Source organism: Micromonospora sp. NPDC005205 (assembly GCF_040608275.1).
Lineage (GTDB): Bacteria > Actinomycetota > Actinomycetes > Mycobacteriales > Micromonosporaceae > Micromonospora.
Map to the genome: position 1 here is coordinate 67,446 of NZ_JBEXHV010000017.1, position 16,959 is coordinate 84,404.

Annotated in this window: 18 protein-coding genes and 1 pseudogene; 15 read left to right on the forward strand and 4 right to left on the reverse strand. The window is 72.2% G+C overall.

What is annotated here, in order from left to right; all coding sequences use genetic code 11:
• The first annotated feature begins 355 nt into the window (after positions 1-355).
• From ABZU43_RS25975 to ABZU43_RS26005, 7 genes are all read left to right on the forward strand, one after another.
• Positions 356-841 (forward strand): hypothetical protein, encoded by a 486-nt coding sequence (locus ABZU43_RS25975; protein ID WP_355009076.1) that lies wholly within the window; start codon positions 356-358, stop codon positions 839-841.
• An 86-nt stretch (positions 842-927) separates the two neighbouring features.
• Positions 928-1,539, forward strand: coding sequence for a class F sortase (locus tag ABZU43_RS25980; protein WP_355009077.1), 612 nt, complete (start codon positions 928-930; stop codon positions 1,537-1,539).
• Between the two features lie 133 nt (positions 1,540-1,672).
• Positions 1,673-2,773, forward strand: a complete 1,101-nt coding sequence (locus ABZU43_RS25985; RefSeq protein WP_355009078.1) for a magnesium and cobalt transport protein CorA — start codon at positions 1,673-1,675, stop codon at positions 2,771-2,773.
• Between the two features lie 47 nt (positions 2,774-2,820).
• Complete coding sequence (locus ABZU43_RS25990) at positions 2,821-3,588, forward strand: SGNH/GDSL hydrolase family protein (protein ID WP_355009141.1); 768 nt, start codon at positions 2,821-2,823, stop codon at positions 3,586-3,588.
• Between the two features lie 104 nt (positions 3,589-3,692).
• Positions 3,693-4,109 (forward strand): YchJ family metal-binding protein, encoded by a 417-nt coding sequence (locus tag ABZU43_RS25995; protein ID WP_355009079.1) that lies wholly within the window; start codon positions 3,693-3,695, stop codon positions 4,107-4,109.
• Between the two features lie 188 nt (positions 4,110-4,297).
• Positions 4,298-5,023 (forward strand): hypothetical protein, encoded by a 726-nt coding sequence (locus ABZU43_RS26000; protein WP_355009080.1) that lies wholly within the window; start codon positions 4,298-4,300, stop codon positions 5,021-5,023.
• A complete protein-coding gene (locus ABZU43_RS26005) occupies positions 5,020-5,406 on the forward strand; it encodes a VOC family protein (protein WP_355009081.1) in 387 nt (128 codons plus the stop codon). Before ABZU43_RS26000 ends, ABZU43_RS26005 begins: the two co-directional genes overlap by 4 nt.
• A gap of 46 nt (positions 5,407-5,452) precedes the next feature.
• On the opposite strand, the gene ABZU43_RS26010 is transcribed toward ABZU43_RS26005, so the two are convergent.
• Together ABZU43_RS26010 and ABZU43_RS26015 are read right to left on the reverse strand one after the other, a co-directional pair.
• Entirely contained in the window at positions 5,453-6,778 is a 1,326-nt protein-coding gene (locus tag ABZU43_RS26010; RefSeq protein WP_355009082.1) for an MFS transporter, read from the reverse strand.
• A gap of 247 nt (positions 6,779-7,025) precedes the next feature.
• Positions 7,026-8,138, reverse strand: coding sequence for a hypothetical protein (locus ABZU43_RS26015; protein WP_355009083.1), 1,113 nt, complete (start codon positions 8,136-8,138; stop codon positions 7,026-7,028).
• 195 nt (positions 8,139-8,333) lie between these two features.
• On the opposite strand from ABZU43_RS26015, the gene ABZU43_RS26020 reads away from it, so the two are divergent.
• The 4 genes and pseudogenes from ABZU43_RS26020 to ABZU43_RS26035 all read left to right on the forward strand — a co-directional run.
• Entirely contained in the window at positions 8,334-9,464 is a 1,131-nt protein-coding gene (locus tag ABZU43_RS26020; protein ID WP_355009084.1) for an N-acetylmuramoyl-L-alanine amidase, read from the forward strand.
• 88 nt (positions 9,465-9,552) lie between these two features.
• Positions 9,553-11,127, forward strand: coding sequence for an FMN-binding glutamate synthase family protein (locus ABZU43_RS26025; RefSeq protein ID WP_355009085.1), 1,575 nt, complete (start codon positions 9,553-9,555; stop codon positions 11,125-11,127).
• Between the two features lie 379 nt (positions 11,128-11,506).
• Positions 11,507-12,031, forward strand: a complete 525-nt coding sequence (locus tag ABZU43_RS26030) for an N-acetyltransferase (protein WP_355009086.1) — start codon at positions 11,507-11,509, stop codon at positions 12,029-12,031.
• Positions 12,028-12,429, forward strand: a pseudogene (locus ABZU43_RS26035) (GNAT family N-acetyltransferase); the annotation flags it as partial. The gene ABZU43_RS26030 and the pseudogene ABZU43_RS26035, both read left to right, overlap by 4 nt.
• Positions 12,430-12,503: 74 nt before the next feature.
• On the opposite strand, the gene ABZU43_RS26040 reads toward ABZU43_RS26035, so the two are convergent.
• Positions 12,504-13,493: a YafY family protein gene (locus ABZU43_RS26040; RefSeq protein ID WP_355009087.1), complete on the reverse strand. Its 990-nt coding sequence runs from the start codon at positions 13,491-13,493 to the stop codon at positions 12,504-12,506.
• A gap of 61 nt (positions 13,494-13,554) precedes the next feature.
• Between ABZU43_RS26040 and ABZU43_RS26045 the strand changes: the two genes are divergently transcribed.
• The 4 genes from ABZU43_RS26045 (at position 13,555) to ABZU43_RS26060 (ending at position 16,401) form a co-directional block, all read left to right on the forward strand.
• Positions 13,555-14,025, forward strand: a complete 471-nt coding sequence (locus tag ABZU43_RS26045) for a VOC family protein (protein WP_355009088.1) — start codon at positions 13,555-13,557, stop codon at positions 14,023-14,025.
• 57 nt (positions 14,026-14,082) lie between these two features.
• A complete protein-coding gene (gene dinB / locus ABZU43_RS26050; protein ID WP_355009089.1) occupies positions 14,083-15,270 on the forward strand; it encodes a DNA polymerase IV in 1,188 nt (395 codons plus the stop codon).
• A 121-nt stretch (positions 15,271-15,391) separates the two neighbouring features.
• The gene (locus tag ABZU43_RS26055; RefSeq protein WP_355009090.1) at positions 15,392-15,760 is read left to right on the forward strand and encodes a hypothetical protein; all 369 of its coding nucleotides are present in this window, start codon (positions 15,392-15,394) and stop codon (positions 15,758-15,760) included.
• 158 nt (positions 15,761-15,918) lie between these two features.
• Positions 15,919-16,401 (forward strand): peptidoglycan-binding domain-containing protein, encoded by a 483-nt coding sequence (locus ABZU43_RS26060; protein ID WP_355009091.1) that lies wholly within the window; start codon positions 15,919-15,921, stop codon positions 16,399-16,401.
• A gap of 92 nt (positions 16,402-16,493) precedes the next feature.
• On the opposite strand, the gene ABZU43_RS26065 is transcribed toward ABZU43_RS26060, so the two are convergent.
• On the reverse strand, positions 16,494-16,898 hold the full coding sequence (locus ABZU43_RS26065) for a peptidase inhibitor family I36 protein (protein ID WP_355009092.1): 405 nt from the start codon (positions 16,896-16,898) through the stop codon (positions 16,494-16,496).
• Positions 16,899-16,959 lie beyond the last annotated feature (61 nt).

A 16,959-nucleotide genomic window follows, 5' to 3' on the forward strand; every position in this document is an offset into this window, starting at 1 on the left:
ACCAGCGTCTCCCCGGGCGGCACGGGGATTTATCCCTCCGGCTGACCCGAGGGCGCAGGGCGCACCGCCCGGCGGTGCATTTCCGCCGTCTCCGGCAATACCTCGCCATCGGCCCAGCGACGACAGCCCGACCGGATGGACATCGATCGGAGCACCGGTGCCGGTCGGGCCGTCCGGGCCTTTCGGCAGCTCTCCCCGCCTTCGGGTGGACACGTGACGGCAACGAGGATTTCTCATTTTCACCTGATCGAGGACCCAACCCACCTAGTGTTGGGCACACCGGTGCTAGTCACGGAGTTGGCCACCCGAACGACGTCCCACGCAGTCAGCGGACGAAAAGTGAGGGAAGACGCGTATGAAGGTCTCAACAGCACTCTGCTCGGCGGCGCTCGGCGTGGGCCTCGGCATGCTCCTGCTGCCAGGCGCCGCACTGGCCGACACCACTGTGTCACCGGCCACCACCCCGGTCGGTGGGACCGTCGTGCTCACCGCGACGACCTGCAACCCGAAGTCGGGTGACGCCCTCTTCCGGGTCACCGGCCCCAACCGCGACCAGAACGTCCGATCCACCACGGCCGCCGCCGGAGGCGGGCTGAGCGCCGAACTCTTCACCGCCGGATTCACCCTGGGCACGTACACGGTGGCGGCGACCTGCGGCGACGGCAGCTCGGCCGGCACCGCCACCTTCGCCGTCACCCCGATCGGCGGCGCGCCGGCCGGCTCCGGCGGCGACAACCGTGACACCGGCGCTCTCGCCGCCGGCGGCACGCTGCTCGGCACCGCCCTCGCCGGCGCGGTGATCCTGATCCGCCGGCGCCGTCCGGTGTCCACTGTCGCCTGATCGGCGACCGTTCCATCCCTGAGACGGGTGCCCGCGCCGGTGACACCGGCGCGGGCACCCCGACAATCCGGTGCGGAGGTGCACACGTGCGGTGGCGGCGGACCCTACCGGCAGTGGTGGCCCTGCTCGGCGTGACCGGGCTCGGGCTGATCACCGTCGGCCTCACCGCCGATCCGGCGCGGCCACCACAACCGTCGGCCGACGCGCCGACCCGCACCCACCCCGCACCGGACCTGGCTCCGCTGCCACCCGCCGCGCCGGTCCGGGTGCAGATCCCCGCCATCGACGTACGCGCCGACATCGTCCCCGTCGGCGCCGACGCCGCCGGGGTGCTGGAGGTGCCGCCACTGGACCGGCCCACCCTCGCCGGCTGGTACCGGTACGGGGTCAGCCCCGGTGAGACCGGCAACGCTGTCCTGGTCGGACACGTCGACGCGCCGTCCGGCCCGGCGGTCTTCTTCGACCTCGGTCGGCTCCGCGCCGGGCAACAGGTGCAGGTCACCCGCGCCGACGCACGGGTCGCCACCTTCACAGTGGACGACGTGCGGGCGTACCCGAAGGAGCACTTCCCCACCGCCCTGGTCTACGGCCCGGCGGACGCCGCCGGGCTGCGCCTGATCACCTGCGGAGGCCGGTTCGACGCGGCGACCGGCAACTACGTCGACAACGTCGTCGTCTTCGCCACCCGCACCGCCTGAACCGGACCGCCTGCCCGAGCCACCCACGCCGCCCACGCCGCCTCCCCGCTGTCGGGAGCCGGACCCTCGTCGGCAGAATGCGGTGGCACCATCCCCTGATCGGGACGGTACGCCGGCGACGGGGAGGCACGCGGTGGATCAGCGACCGGTACGGGACCGGACCGGTCGAGGCGTACGCGCCCTGGCCCGTCGACTGCTCGGACGGGTCGAGGGCGACTCCCCCACCCTCCGCCGGTCCAACCCGGACGCCGTGGTCGACTGCGCCGTCTACGTCAAGGGCCGCCGGGAACCCGGTCAACCGCACTACGCCGACGCGTACGCCCGGGCGCGGCACGGCCGCGACGCCTTCGTGTGGCTGGGACTGCACGATCCCGGCCCGGCAGTGCTCGCCGCAGTCGGCCAGACCTTCGGCCTCGACGAACTGACAGTCGAACAGGCGCTCGCCGACGGGCACCGGCCCACCGTGCAGCGCCACGGGCCGGTCACGCTGCTGGTCCTGCGCACCGCCGGGTACGTCGAGCACGACGAGCTGACCGAGACCTCCGAGGTGATCGACACCGGGGACGTCATGGTGCTGCTCGGTGACCGCTTCGCCATCACGGTGCGGCACGGTGCCGCCGGGGCGCTGCGCAGCGTTCGCGCCGACATCGAGCGCCGCCCCGCGCTGCTGGCAGCCGGCCCGTGGGCGGTGGCGTACGCGGTCTGCGCCCGCATGGTCGACTCCTACCTCGAGGTGGCCGGCCACGTGGAACGGGACCTGGAGCGGGTCGAGGAGGCGGTGTTCGCCCGCGACCGCACCGCCGACATTCAGCACATCTACCAGCTCAAACGGGAGGTGGTGGAGTTCAAGCGCGCGGTCCTGCCGTTGCAGGGGCCGATGCGTACGCTGCTCGAACCCGACGGCCCGCCGCGCGCCCTGCACCGCTGGTTCGTCGACGTCGACGGCCGGCTGAGCCGGGCGGTGGACCGGGTGGCCGCGTACGACGACCTGCTCACCTCGATCGTCCAGTCGCGGCTGGCGCAGCTCGCCGTCGAGCAGAACAACGACATGCGCAAGATCGCCGCCTGGGCGGCCATCGCAGCCACCCAGACCGGCATCGCCGGCATCTACGGCATGAACTTCAACCACATGCCCGAGCTGGCCTGGCGCTACGGCTACGCCGGGGCCCTCACCCTGATGGCGGCGGCGGCCCTGTTCCTGTACCGGCTGTTCCGCCGCTCCGGCTGGCTGTGAGGTCGGTGGTCCGCCCGAGCTGACCGAGGGCTAACCTCGCGCGGGTGATGTGGCAGCGGTACGTGGCGATCGGCGACAGCACCACCGAAGGGCTCGACGACCCGGACGGCATCGGTGGCTACCGGGGCTGGGCCGACCGGTTCGCCCTGGCGGTGGCCCGCGCCCAGGGCGGTCTGGAATACGCGAACCTGGCCATCCGGGGCCGGACCACCGCGTTGATCCGCGCCGAGCAGCTCCAGCCCGCCCTCGACCTGGCGCCCGACCTGGCCACCGTGGTCGCCGGCATGAACGACGTGCTGCGCCCCTCCTTCGACGCGGACCAGGTCGCCGGGGATGTGGCGGCGATGCAGCAGGCACTGGTCGAGCAGGGGGCCACGGTGCTGACCTTCACGATGCCGGATCCGGCGCCCGTGATGCCGTTGGCCCGGCCGCTGCGTGGTCGCATGCTGGCGCTCAACGAGGCGCTGAGGGCCGCCACCGCACGGACCGGCGCCACCCTCCTCGACCTGGGCGCCCACCCGGTCTCCTCCGATCCGCGGCTGTGGAGCGACGACCGGCTGCACGCCAACAGCGCCGGGCACGAGCGCATCGCCGCCGCCCTGGCGTACACGGCGGGTCTGCCCGGGTTCGACGACTCCTGGACGCGGCCGTTGCCGCCGGCACCCCGGCGGCGCCGCGGCGAGGTGTTCGGCGCCGAACTGGCCTGGACCCGCCGGCACCTGCTGCCCTGGCTGGCCCGGCACCTGCGGGGCCAGTCGTCGGGCGACGACCGGGTGGCCAAGCGTCCGGTGCCGCTGCCGGTGCCGCTGGACTAGGCCCTGTGCGGCGACAGTCGTCGGTCGAGCCGAGGCAGGGTCCAGACGGCGGCGGACCAGGGGCTCTGACGCAGGCCCTGGAGCGGGTGCGGCAGGATGGCGACGTGGGTAAGGGTGCGGGACGTCGGCGGGCGAACGCGACAACGGGACGGGCGTGCCCGTGCGGTTCCGGCCGGGCGTACACGGACTGCTGCGCGCCGGCGCACGGCGGCGACGCCCCGGCGACGGCCGAGGCGTTGATGCGCTCCCGGTTCAGCGCCTTCGCCCTCGGCGACTCGGGTTACCTGCTGCGCAGCTGGCACTCCTCGACCCGGCCCGCCTCCCTGGAGCTTGACCCGGGGCAGCGGTGGACCCAACTGGAGATCGTGGAGACCGAGCGGGGCGGCCTGCTCGACACCGCCGGCACTGTGACCTTCCACGCCCACTACCGGGACGCGGGCCGGCCCGGCACGTTGACCGAACACAGCCGGTTCGTCCGCGAGGACGGCCGCTGGGTCTACCTCGACGGTGACCAACCCTGACGGCTGCAGGGGAGTAGAATGACGTCGGCGTAGTCCTGCGCCGCACCTCCCTCCCGGCGCTCACGCCGCCGGCAACGCGGAGGAAAAGGGGGCCTGGAGCCCTCGGGACGTGGTGCCACATGCCCCACTCCGGCGGGGTCGGCGGGAGCGTGAGTCCCGGTGACCGTGCCGTTGACCGGGAGCATGTGATGACCACCCAGAGATCGTTCAAGGCCCGGGTCCGGGCCCGGATGGAGAAGACCGGCGAGAGTTACACCACCGCCCGCCGGCACCTGATCAATCGGGCCGTCGAGCCGGCGTCCACTGCCGCGTCCCCTCCACCACCTACCGAGCCGACAGTCACGGCTGCCGCTGCGCAGACCGAGCGGATCGCCGACGACCTGATCCGCGCCCGGACCGGCCGCGGCTGGAACGAGTGGTTCGCCCTGCTCGACGCCACGTCCGCCACCGAGTGGACGCACACCCTGATCGCCCGTCACCTGGCCACCGAACACGGGGTGCCGGGCTGGTGGGCGCAGACCATCACCGTCGGGTACGAGCAGGCCCGCGGCCTGCGAGCGCCGGGTCAGCGACGCGGCGGTGGCTTCGAGGCCAGCGCGAGCCGGACGGTGGCCGCACCGGCGCTGCGCCTGTTCGAGGCGTTCGCCGACGAGACGGCACGCTCCCGCTGGCTGCCCGACGTCGAGGTACGCGTCCGCACCGCCACCGCGCCGCGCAGCTTCCGGGCCGACTGGGCCGGGGGCTCCACCAGGATCGTCGTCGGCATCGACGCTCTCGGCGAGTCAAAGGCCCGGGTCAACGTGCTGCACGAGAAGCTGACCCGAGCCGAGCAGGCCGCGGAGCTGAAGGCGTACTGGCGGGACCGGCTCGCCGCACTGAAGGCACTGCTCGAGACGGACGGAGACCACCGATGACCATGACATTTATCAACCTGCCGGTGCGCGACCTGACCACCGCGACCGAGTTCTACCGGGCGATCGGCTTCACCAGCGACCAGGCCCAGCCGGACGGTGACAGCACCGTGCTCACCATCTCCGACACCACCCGGCTGGTGCTGCACCTCCGCTCGGGTTTCGAGGCGTACACGGGTGTCGCCGCCACGGACACGTCGACCAGCCGCGAGGTGATCGTCGGGCTGTCGGCGTCGAGCCGAGGGCAGGTCGACGAACTGGTCGACCAGGCGGCCGTCGCCGGTGGGGAGTCGCTCGGGCCGGGGATGGCCAACGGGCCGATGTACATGCGCGGCTTCCGGGACCTCGACGGGCACCAGTGGTCGTTCCTGCACATGGCCGGCTGAACGTGCGGCCCGGCGGCGGCCCGCGGAGGCCGCCGCCGGGCCCCGGTCAGTCCGGGCCGCCCGGCACAGCCGCAGCCACGACGGTGGGCACTGTCGTCCGGTGCCGGCGGCGGGTCAGCAGCACCAGCGCCACCACGAGGTACGCCCCGGCGGTCAGCGCGAACGCCACCGCGTTGCCGGCCGCCGTGGCGAGCAGGCCGTAGGCGGCGTACGTCACGATGATCAGCACGTCCGTGGCCATCCCGGCCAGGGAGGTGACGGTGGCCCGGCTGCTGCCGACGATCCGGGCCTGGAGCCGCGCGTCGGCCAGCACGGTGGCCAACTGCGCAGCGCCGAACGCCACCGCCAGCAGCACGAACCCCGCCGGGTGCCGCAACAGGGCGCCTCCGGCCAGCGCGACGCCGACCAGCCCCAACAACCCGGCGTAACCTCGGCTGCCCAGCCGCTCCCCCGCCGGGGCGAGCAGCCCACCGACTGTCACTCCGACCCAGAGCAGCAGGAGCAGCAGGGGTACGGCCTGCGCCCCGACGCCGGTGTCCAGGGCGAGCAGCGGGGTGTACTCGTCCAGGGCACCCCAGTCGGCGGCGACCACGGCCACCAGCAGCACGGCGGCCCGTACCGGCGGACGGGTGCGGACCTGCGAGACCCCGGCCCGCAGCGTGTCCCACCACCCCAGGTCACCATCGTCGTCCGGGCTCACGGGCTCGTCCTGCCGGGGTGGTGCGGCACCCACCGGCCGGACGACCGCCGCCGGCTCGGCGACCGGAACGCCGACGGCGGCGGGCGCGCGGTGTTCCGGGAAGCGGGTGGCGACGATCGTGGCGAGCAGGCAGGCGAGCACGCTGGCCGCGCCGACCACCGGGTATCCGCCGACGGCGAGCACCGGGCCGGCGAGCACTCCGGAGACCACCACGCCCAGCACACCGGCCGTCCGCGCCCGCCCGAGCACCCGGGCGTACCGGTCGACAGCGCCGAGCCGGTCCAACTCGGTCCAGACCAACGCCTCCAGCGCACCGGAGACCAGTGCGCCACCAGCGCCCCAGAGCAGGAAGCCGACAGCGAAGGCCGGGTACGACGGCAGCAGCACCCAGAGCGCGAAACCGGCGGCGGCCACCAGCGGGGCGAGGCACAGCAGCAGTCGGCGGGACAGCACGTCGGCCCAGGCGCCGGAGGGCACCTCGAACAGGATTCCGGCGGCGGACCAGATGACGAAGAGCGACGCGATCTGCCCCACCGACAGCCCGGTGTCGGCGAAGAACACCACGTACAGGGGGTAGAGCAGGACCAGGTCACTGAGGAACGCGTACCCGTAGAGGGTCGCCGTCAGCCGACGGACCGCCGGCTCGGGCACGCGCGAAGCGATGAGGGTCATGGGGCCTTCCCGTGGGAGTGGAGACGGACACCGGACGTGCGGTGACCGTGGTGGCCCACGGGATCGGCAGACGCTGCTGGATCAATGTCGCCAGGTCATGCCCGCGATGCTAGACAACCGGCGCGGCCTCGGCCAGCGCTTTCGGCGCGCCGGGCAGCGCGAACCGGGCCGGGTGGGCGGGGCGGGGCGGACAACGAGAGGCGGGGCGGGATCGAATCGGTCCCGCCCCGCCGCCGTACCGCTGGTGTCAGCGCCGGTCGAGCGGCGGAATGACGGTGGTGGTCTCGCTGTCGTCGCTGGTGCGCTGCCCGGGCACCGCGCGATCGGTGCCGCCCGTGACCACCTGGGTGGTGTCGGGGTCGACGCCGGCGCCCACCGCCTGCGTGACGTCCGAATCGGCCGAGCCGCTGACCACCTGCGTCGTGTGGTCGGTCGCTGAGGGCCGGGCCGGCGTCGGCGTCGGCTCGTCGGCGGCGCTGCGGTTGGCCACCTGGGTGGCGTCGGAGCTGACCGGGAAGTGGACGACCTGGGTGGCCTCCGGGTCGGTGGGCCGGGTCACCACCTGGGTGGCGTCGGCGTCGGTGGGCCGGGTCACCACCTGGGTGGCCTCCGCGTCGCTGGTGGTGGCCGACCGGCGGGCCAGCGCGGCCTCGGCGTCGCGGCGACTGGCCCGGTACGCCTGGGCGTGCTCGGCGATCAGCTGCGACTCCCGCTCGGCGCGGGTCAGCCACGACTCCCAACGGCTCTGCATCGGACGGATCAGACCGCCGCCGACACCGACGACGAGGATGCCGCCGATAGTGGCCAGCACGGCGATCAGCACGGGGGTGGTGACCGCGGTGGCCACGCCGATCTGGTTGAGCGCCGCGATGACGCCGAGGCCGAGGATGAACACCGAGGCGATGGTGGCCAGCACCCGGCCGTACGACAGGCCGCCGAGCGCGCCGCTGATGATGTCCTTGACCGCGTTGGCGATGGCGGCGGCGACCACGACGATGACGATCGCGACGAAGGCGCGGGGCAGCCACGCGATCACCGCGCCGAGAAGGTCGGAGATCGGGTTCGGGCCCCAGATGCCGAAGGCGAGCTGAAGGGTGAACAGCAGCACCGCGTAGTAGACGAGCTTCGCGACGATGTCACTGGCGTCGTACCGGGAGCGGCTCAACGCGCGGCGGATGCCGCCGCGTTCGACGGCGCGGTCGAAGCCCACCCGTTCGAGGACCTTCTCCACGATCTTCAGTACGGCCTTGGCGATCAGCCATCCGGCCACCAGGATCGCCAGGAAGGCGACGGCCTTGGGCAGGAAGAGCATCACCGAGCGGAGAGCGTCGCCCACCGCGTCGCTGACGTTGTCACTCATCTGGTCATTCCTTAAATGGGGCAGCCGGAACGGTCCGCCCCGACCTACCCCCGACCCGACACGCGGAAACACAAGTGATCATCAGGCCTGTCGGCCCTCTGGCGCGCGGGCGAGTTTTGGCAATATTCTCCGGAGTGCGTGCGGCCACTGGAGCTACTTTTCATCCCCCCGCCGTCGGCCGCAGGAGGAGATGCAATGCACGTCGACTATTCCGAAGTGGATCGCCGGACGCTGCTGCGGGCCGGTCTCGGCGCCGCCACGGTCGCCGTCGTCGGGAGCGAACTCGCCTTCCCGGGCGCGGCGCAGGCCGCGCCGGGCACCGACCTGGACTGGATCATCAGCTGTGACGAGTGGGCCGCCCGCCCGCCGAAGGACCCGCTGTCGGTGAGCGCCATCGCCACCAACAAGATCATCGTGCACCACATGGCGTTCCCGAACGTCACCGACTACTCCCGTGAGCAGGCGGTCAAGCTGGCCCACGACTGCCAGGACCTGCACATGGACGGCAACGGTTGGTCGGACACCGGCCAGCACTTCACAGTGAGCCGTGGCGGGTACGTGCTGGAGGGCCGCCGGGGCAGCCTGGAGCGCCTCGAAGCCGGCGACCGGCAGATGATCTCGGCGCACTGTCCGGGTGAGAACGGCCGGGCCATCGGCATCGAGAACGAGGGCACGTACGTCACCGAGACGCCACCGGAGGCATTGACCGACTCGCTGGTCAAGCTCTGCGTCGCGATCTGCCGGCAGTACGGGCTGCACGCGTACGACATCTTCGGCCACTGGGACTTCCGCACCACTGAGTGCCCGGGCGCCGCCTTCTACCGACAGTTCCCCGAGCTGCGGCGGCGGGTGCACGCCGCGCTGGGCACCAAACTCGGTGACGTGCCGGCGCGCCGCTGGCCGGACCTGTGGCGTTTCGTCAACTCCCCCTCGGTCCGGGTGGTGCAGCACCTGCTCGCCTACCGGGGCTACCCGGTGACGGTCAGCGGCACGTTCGACGCCGCGACAGTGGCGGCCGTGCAGGACTGGCAGGCCCGCAACGGCATCGCGGTCGACGTGGACGCCACCCTCACCACGCCGACCTGGGAGACGCTCGCGCCGGAGTTGGACCAGCACGCCGCCGGAGCGCCGGTCACCGCCGTGCAGGAGATCCTCGCCACCAAGGGGTACGCGGTCACCGTCACCGGGGCGTACGACCACGCCACCCGCACTGCGGTGCAGGACCTGCAGGCGCTGCACGGGCTGCCCCGCAACGGCAAGCTCAGTACGAGCACGTGGTGCACCGTCGTCGGCGGGTCGGTCCGCGAGTCGTTCCGGCACCGCTGAGCCCGTGGTGGTGGTGCGGGGGCGCACCCGCACCGCCACCAGCACGCTCACCGGTTTGATCCGCCGCCCCGGCGGAAAGAGTTGCGGCATGACCTGGGCCCGTCGAGCCGTACCCGCCGTCGCCGCCGCCGTCGCGGCACTCGCCGCGCGGGATCTGATCCAGCGTGACCACGCGCTGCTGCGCAACTTCCCGGTCCTCGGCCGGGCCCGCTACCTGTTGGAGACGATCGGGCCGGAGCTTCGGCAGTACATCGTGGCCGGCAACAACGAGGAACGGCCCTTCACCCGCGACCAGCGCCGCTGGGTGTACGCGTCGGCCAAGCAGGAGAACAACTACTTCGGTTTCGGCACCGACAACGACATCGAATACACCGCCGGGTACCCGATCATCAAGCACCGTACGTTCGGTCGTGCCGTGCCGCCGTCGGCACCGACCGCCGGGCACGACGTACGGGTGCCGTGCGCGAAGGTGCTCGGCGCGGCACGGGGACGAGCCCGGGCGTTCCGACCGGAGTCGGTCGTCAACATCTCCGGAATGAGCTTCGGCTCGCTCTCCGGCAACGCCATCACCGCCCTCAACAAGGGAGCAGCCCTCGCCGGCTGCCTGCAGAACACCGGCGAGGGCGGCCTGTCGCCGTACCATCGCAACGGTGGTGAGCTGGTCTTCCAACTCGGCACGGCGTACTTCGGCTGCCGGGACGAGCACGGCCGGTTCAGCCTCGACCGGCTGAAGGACCTGGTCGCCGGCGCACCGGTGCGGGCGCTGGAGATCAAGCTGAGCCAGGGCGCCAAGCCGAGCCTCGGTGGGCTGCTGCCGGGGGCGAAGGTGTCCGCCGAGATCGCCGCCACCCGGGGCATCCCGGCCGGTCAGGACTGCGTCAGCCCGTCCCGGCACGCCGAGTTCTCCGACTGCGACAGCCTGCTCGACTGGGTGGAGTTGCTGGCCGCCGAGACGGGCCTGCCGGTCGGCATCAAGTCGGCGGTCGGTGACCTGAGCTTCTGGGAGGAGCTGGCCACCCTCATGCGGGACACCGGCCGGGGTGTGGACTTCGTGACGATCGACGGCGGCGAGGGCGGCACCGGAGCCGCACCACTGATCTTCACCGACTCGGTGTCGCTCCCGTTCCAGCAGGGCTTCTCCCGGGTCTACAAGGTCTTCGCCGAGCACGGTCTGCACGAGCAGGTGGTCTTCGTCGGCGGCGGCAAGCTCGGCCTTCCGGACAACGCCATCGTCGCGTTCGCGCTCGGCTGCGACATGGTCAACGTCGGCAGGGAGGCGATGCTGGCGGTCGGCTGCATCCAGGCGCAGAAGTGCCACACCGACACCTGCCCCACCGGCGTGGCCACCCAGAACGCGTGGCTCGCCCGTGGGCTGGACCCGGCGTTGAAGTCGGTCCGGGCGGCCAACTACCTGCGGACGCTACGCCGGGACCTGACCAAGGTCGCCGAGGCCTGCGGCGTCGAACACCCCGGCCTGATCGGCACCGACGCCGTGGAGATCCTGGACGGCCGCACCGCCTCAACCCCACTGCACCAGGTGTACGGCTACCGACCGGAATGGGGACTGCCCTCGCCCGCCGACCAGGCGGAGATCATCCGGCTGATGGTCCCGGAGGCACGCCAGGGCGGCAGCGCCCCGCCCTCCGCCACTGCCGTCGGTTGAGATCACGCCCGACCCGCCGGCGAGGGCCGCACGCGCGGAGCAGGGAAGTACCGGGCCCGGGATCGCGGATCGCGGATCGCGGATCGCGGATCGCGGATCGCGGATCGCGGATCGCGGATCGCGGATCGCGGATCGCGGATCGCGGATCGCGGATCGCGATGAGCTTGATGACTGGGCGACATCTTGATGACTCACAGACATCAAGCGTTTCCCCGCCATGTCCGCGAAGCCGCCCGCCACCCACCACGACCGCCAGCCGCGACGACCGCCGGCAGATCGAGAAGTCGGCGGCGGCGGCGCAGTCGGCCAGCGCCGGGCCGTGGCCCGTGCCGGCGATAAACGCGTGGAGCCGGCAACTCACCGCGTCTATGGTGGCGCGGTGCTGATCAGACGCGAGACACCCGCCGACGTCGACGCGATTCGCGCGGTGCACTCCGCGGCCTTCGCCAAGGCCGATGGCGGTGACGGCGTACCGGTCGAGGCGACCCTCGTCGACGCGCTGCGCGTCGACGAGGGCTGGCTGCCCGCGTACTCCCTGGTGGCGACCGATTCGGACGGCCAGGTGGTCGGGCACGTGGTGGCCACCCGCGGCCGGGTGGGCGGCGCGCCGGTGGCGTTGGGCCTGGGGCCGCTGGGCGTGTTGCCCGACTGGCAGCGGCGCGGTGTTGGCAGCGCGCTGATGCACGCGGTCCTTGGCGCGGCTGACGCGCGGGACGAACCGCTGGTGGTCCTGCTCGGGCATCCCGACTACTACCCGCGCTTCGGGTTCCGGCCGGCCGTCGAGCTGGGCGTCACTCCACCGCAGCCGTGGGGGCCGCAGTACTTCATGGCTCGGCCAATGCACGCGTGGCGCGAGTCCATCCGGGGCGAGTTCCGCTACGCCGGCCCGTTCGACGACCTGTGAACCGGCCCGCCATCCGTCGGCGGCGCGCCACCGACCTGGACGGCTGCGTCGCGGCGCTCGCCGAGGTCCACCAGGTCGACGCGTACCCGCTGAACTGGCCCGTCGACCCGCACCGCTGGCTGCGCGAGCCGCACCCGGCGCGGGCGTGGGTCGCCGTCGACGCCGACGCGGCCGTTGTCGGACACGTCGCTGTGCATCGGATCCCCGATCAGGTGGACGGGCCGCCCGGCCGGCCGACGGCTGAGGTGGCTCGTCTCTTCGTGGTGCCGAGAGCCCGGGGGTTGGCGCTGGGCAGCGCGCTGCTGGACCGGGCCCGCCAGTGGGCGGGCAAACGCGGGACGGACCTGGTGCTGGAGTTGGCCGCCGACGGCGCTGCGGCCGCCGCTCTGTACGAACGCGCGGGATGGCGGTGTGTCGGCACCAGCACGGCACCATGGACCGCTCCCGACGGCGGCCCGGTGTCGCTGCGCCACTACACGCTGCGGCACCGCGCGCCGGGCTCCGACGTCGCACCCGCCAGCACGGCGAGGCGACGGGCGAGCCGGCCTGCGGCCTCGCGCAGCTCGGGAGGCTCCAGCACCTCCATCTCGTGATCCAGGCGGGCGAGGTGCGCGGCGAGCCAGTCCAGGCTGTCGCCGCCGACGACCAGCACCGACCATCCTTCGCTGTCATCCTCGACCCGCCCCACCTGTGGTGGGACCACCTCCCGCAACCGCTCCGGTTGGGCGTGCACCCGCACCCGGGCGAGGTATCGGTACGGTGCCCCGGTCACGGCGCGCTGCACGAAGGCGACCGGATCCGGGCGTTCGCGCGCCGGGAAACGCCAGGTCGTCGCGACCGCAGCCCGGATCCGATCCAGCCGGAACGTCCGCCAGTCGGCGCGGTCGACGTCCCAGGCCATCAGATACCAGCGGCGGCCGGTCGTGACCATCCGGATCGGCTCGACCGTCCGCTCCTGCTCACCAGCGCCCCGGCCGGGATAGTGGAATCGGACGCGTACCCCGTCCCGACAGGCGCGGGCGAGTGTCACCAGCAGTTCCGCGTCGATCTCGGCGACCGGGCCGATGAGGGTGTCGGTGGCACCGTGCACCGCCCGGACCTCGGCGCGGAGCCGCGATGGCATCACCTGATCGAGTTTCGCGAGTGCCCGCAACGCGGCCTCACTCGCCCCGGCGACAGTGCCCCCGGCGGCGAGCCGCAGGGACACCGCCGTGGCGATTGCCTCCTCGTCGTCGAGGAGCAGCGGCGGCAACCGGGTGCCGGCACCGAGTCGGTAGCCGCCGCCGACGCCCGGCACCGCGTGCACCGGGTAGCCGAGCGCCCGCAGACGCTGCACGTCGCGGCGCACGCAACGGCCGGTGACCCCCAGCTCCGCGGCCAGTTCGGCGGCCGTCCAGGACAGTCGTCGTTGCAGCAGCGCCAGCAGGCGCAGCACCCGCTCGGTCGTCGCCTCGACGGTCACTCGTCGATCGTTGCACGGATAGCGGAACAACCCTGTCCGCTATCCACGAGAGGCTGGGATCATGACCGACCAGACCAGGAAGCAGGGATCCGCCGTGATCCGCGACGTCCAGATCACGTTCGACTGCGCCGACCCCGCGAGGTTGGCCACCTTCTGGGCCGAGACGCTCGGCTACCAGGTACAGGCCCCACCCGGAGACTTCGAGTCCTGGGATCAGGCGCTGGAGGCGATGGGTGTGCCGCCGGAGAACCGCAACGACGCGTCAGCGGTGGTCGACCCCGAGGGCTCGCGACCACGGCTGTTCTTTCAGCGAGTGCCGGAGCACAAGCAGGTGAAGAACCGCGTCCACCTCGACGTCCGCGCGGCCCCCGGGCTGGAGGGTGACGAGCGGATGGCGGCCCTGGAGGCCGAGGCCGAACGGCTCGTCTCGCATGGCGCCAAGCGACTCGATCGGCACGAGCCCACTCCCCCGTTGGGCGCCGGTCATCTCATCATGGCCGACCCGGAGGGCAACGAGTTCTGCCTCGACTGACGGGGCGTCTGCCCAGCTCACTGCCGCACCATGCCGGCGTCATGCGAACATGTGTACGTGTCGCCCGGCGCCAGCATCCTGCACGCCGACCTGGACGCGTTCTACGCGTCGGTCGAGCAGCGCGACGACCCGCGCCTGCGCGGGCGACCGGTGATCGTCGGTGGTGGTGTGGTGCTCGCGGCCAGCTACGAGGCGAAGGCGCGGGGCGTCCGCAGCGCGATGGGCGGCCAGCAGGCGCGTCGGCTCTGTCCGGACGCGATCGTCGTGCCGCCGCGGATGTCGGCGTACACGGCAGCGAGCCGCGCGGTCTTCGAGATCTTCCGGGAGACCACACCGCTGGTCGAGGGGCTCTCCATCGACGAGGCGTTTCTCGACGTGGGGGGTCTGCGGCGGCTGGTCGGGCCACCGGTCGAGATCGCCGAACGACTACGTCGGGAGGTCCGCGACCGGGTCCACCTGCCGATCACCGTGGGGGTGGCCCGCACGAAGTTCCTGGCCAAGGTGGCCAGCGGCGTGGCGAAACCGGACGGCCTGCTGGTGGTCGCACCGGACGCCGAGCTGGCGTTCCTGCACCCGCTGCCGGTGGAACGGCTCTGGGGCGTCGGCCCGGTCACGGCCACCAAGCTGCGCGAACGCCGGATCCGTACCGTCGGGGAGGTGGCCCGCCTCGGGGAGGCGGCGCTGGTGTCGCTGCTCGGTGCGGGCTCCGGCCGGCACCTGCACGCGTTGGCGCACAATCGCGACCCTCGGGCGGTGCAGGTGGGGCGCCGGCGCGGTTCGATGGGCGCGCAGCACGCGCTCAGTAGGGCCCCGCACGCCTCCACGGAGCTGGACGCCATCCTCGCCGGCCTGGTCGACCGGGTCAGCCGGCGGATGAGGGCGGCCGGGCGGTCCGGCCGCACTGTGGTGTTGCGGCTGCGCTTCGGCGACTACACCCGGGCGACCCGGTCGCACACGGTGCGTAAGGCGACGGCGGACACGACGCCGCTACTCGCCGCCGCGCGTGCGCTACTGCGCGCGGCGCTGCCCGAGATCGATCGCCGTGGCATCACGTTGATCGGTGTCTCCGTGGGCAACCTCGACGACAACCCAGTCCAGCCTGAGCTGCCGTTCCAGCCGGACTCCGGGTCCGATCTGGACGTTGCGGTCGACGCGGTCCGCGACCGGTTCGGATCAGCGGCGCTCACGCGTGCGGTGTTGCTCGGTCGGGAGCCGGGCGTGGAGATGCCGCTTCTGCCGGATTGACCGATAAGCGTGCGGCGTCCGCGGCCGAGCTGCGATCAGAGACACATCACAGCAGGTCGGCGGTTTAGCCGGCGGCTGACGGGTGACCCTTGTGGGGTACAGCCTGATGAGGGGGGCCACCATGTCCGACGACACCAGCAACCGACCGAGTCGCACCGCCGAGCGTCCGCACGACGTGACCGACCCGCTGCTGTGGCAGTTGGCGATCGATGTGTCGGGCGCACACGAGCCGGACGACGAGGGCCAGTGCCGCAACCTCCAGTGCGCCGGGCAGTCCTGGCCGTGCGCGGCCCGCACCGGCGCCGAGCACTCGCTGCGACTGGCGCGCGGCGCCTCCGCCTCGGTCGAGGGGACCATTGACGGAACCGACAGCGACGACGTCGACACGGATGGGCGTCGCGAGGCGGCGGTACCGGCCCCCCGCTGGGGCTGGAACGCCGGCCCGGTGGCGACGCACCGAGGGTCGAAGGCGTCCGCTTCGGCGGCATGACCCCGACCTGCGTACCGAACCGCACACGCGGGAACGCTCGGCCGGTGATCCGGCCGAGCGTTCGCAATTGACGTTCGAGCAGGAATTCGTAGATCGATGGTCGCGATGCTTCGAGGCACACGGGGTCGACCCCGGTAGCCCATCCTCAGGAGGAGAGCATGCCGATCCATCGAAGCAACCTCGGCCGCCGCAGCGCCGCCGCCATTCTCGCGACAGTGCTCGCCAGCGCCGGCCTGGCCCTGGCCGCGCCGACCGCCGCGCAGGCCGCCACCACCTGCACCAGCCTGACCTACTACAAGGTCGGTGGTTACGCGGGTGAGATGCACGTGCCAACCGTCGGCTGGCAGGACCGCAACAAGACCTGCTACCTGAAATACGGCAACTCCAACAGCGCGGTCAAGGTGTTGCAGGAGGCGCTGAACAACTGCTACTCGCAGTCGCTGCGGCTCGACGGTCAGTACGGCACCAACACCCGCAACGCCGTCTTGTACGCACAGCGCGTGATCAACGACACCTGGTCGTGGGCGGACATCGCCGAGGACGGCGAGTACGGCCCGCAGACCCGGGCGTGGATGGGCTTCGCGACCTTCGGGGTCAACGGCGGTCCGGTCATCCCGAACGTCTGCTACTACCCGGGCTGACCGCACGACAGCGCCGGTCGGAATCCCCGTTGGATTCCGACCGGCGCCGTCGTGGCGTCTCCGACTTCTCTCCCCACCGGAGACTTCCGCCCTCAGCAGACCCGTACGGCCTCGATACGCAGGTTCCAGGTGCCGCCGATCGCGGCCGAGTCGTACGCCAGGTTCGCCCGATAGCCGTAGGCGTGCTGGTAGCCGAGGAGCCCGGTGGCGTTGGCGTTGTCCCAGAAGGTGGAGACGGTGCCGGAAGCCCGGTTGTTCTTGATCGACTGGGCCCTGTTGCGGAAGTACGAGGGCAGCGTGACGTCGTTACAGCCGTTGTACGGCCCGTCGAGGTAGAACACGTCACCGGTGAAGTTCGTACCGGCGTAGAGGCAGAGCAGGTTCGTGGGGCACGGGTAGTTGGCGGCCTGGGCCGGGCTCGGGGCGGCGCCGAGCCCGGCGGTCAGGGCAACCGTGGCAACCAGGGCGGACGTGAGCCTTCGCCGAATATTTCGCACGTGAGTGACCTCCGGGTCTCGTCACGACCGAGGCGGCCGTGAGTCGAGTTGCCGACATCGG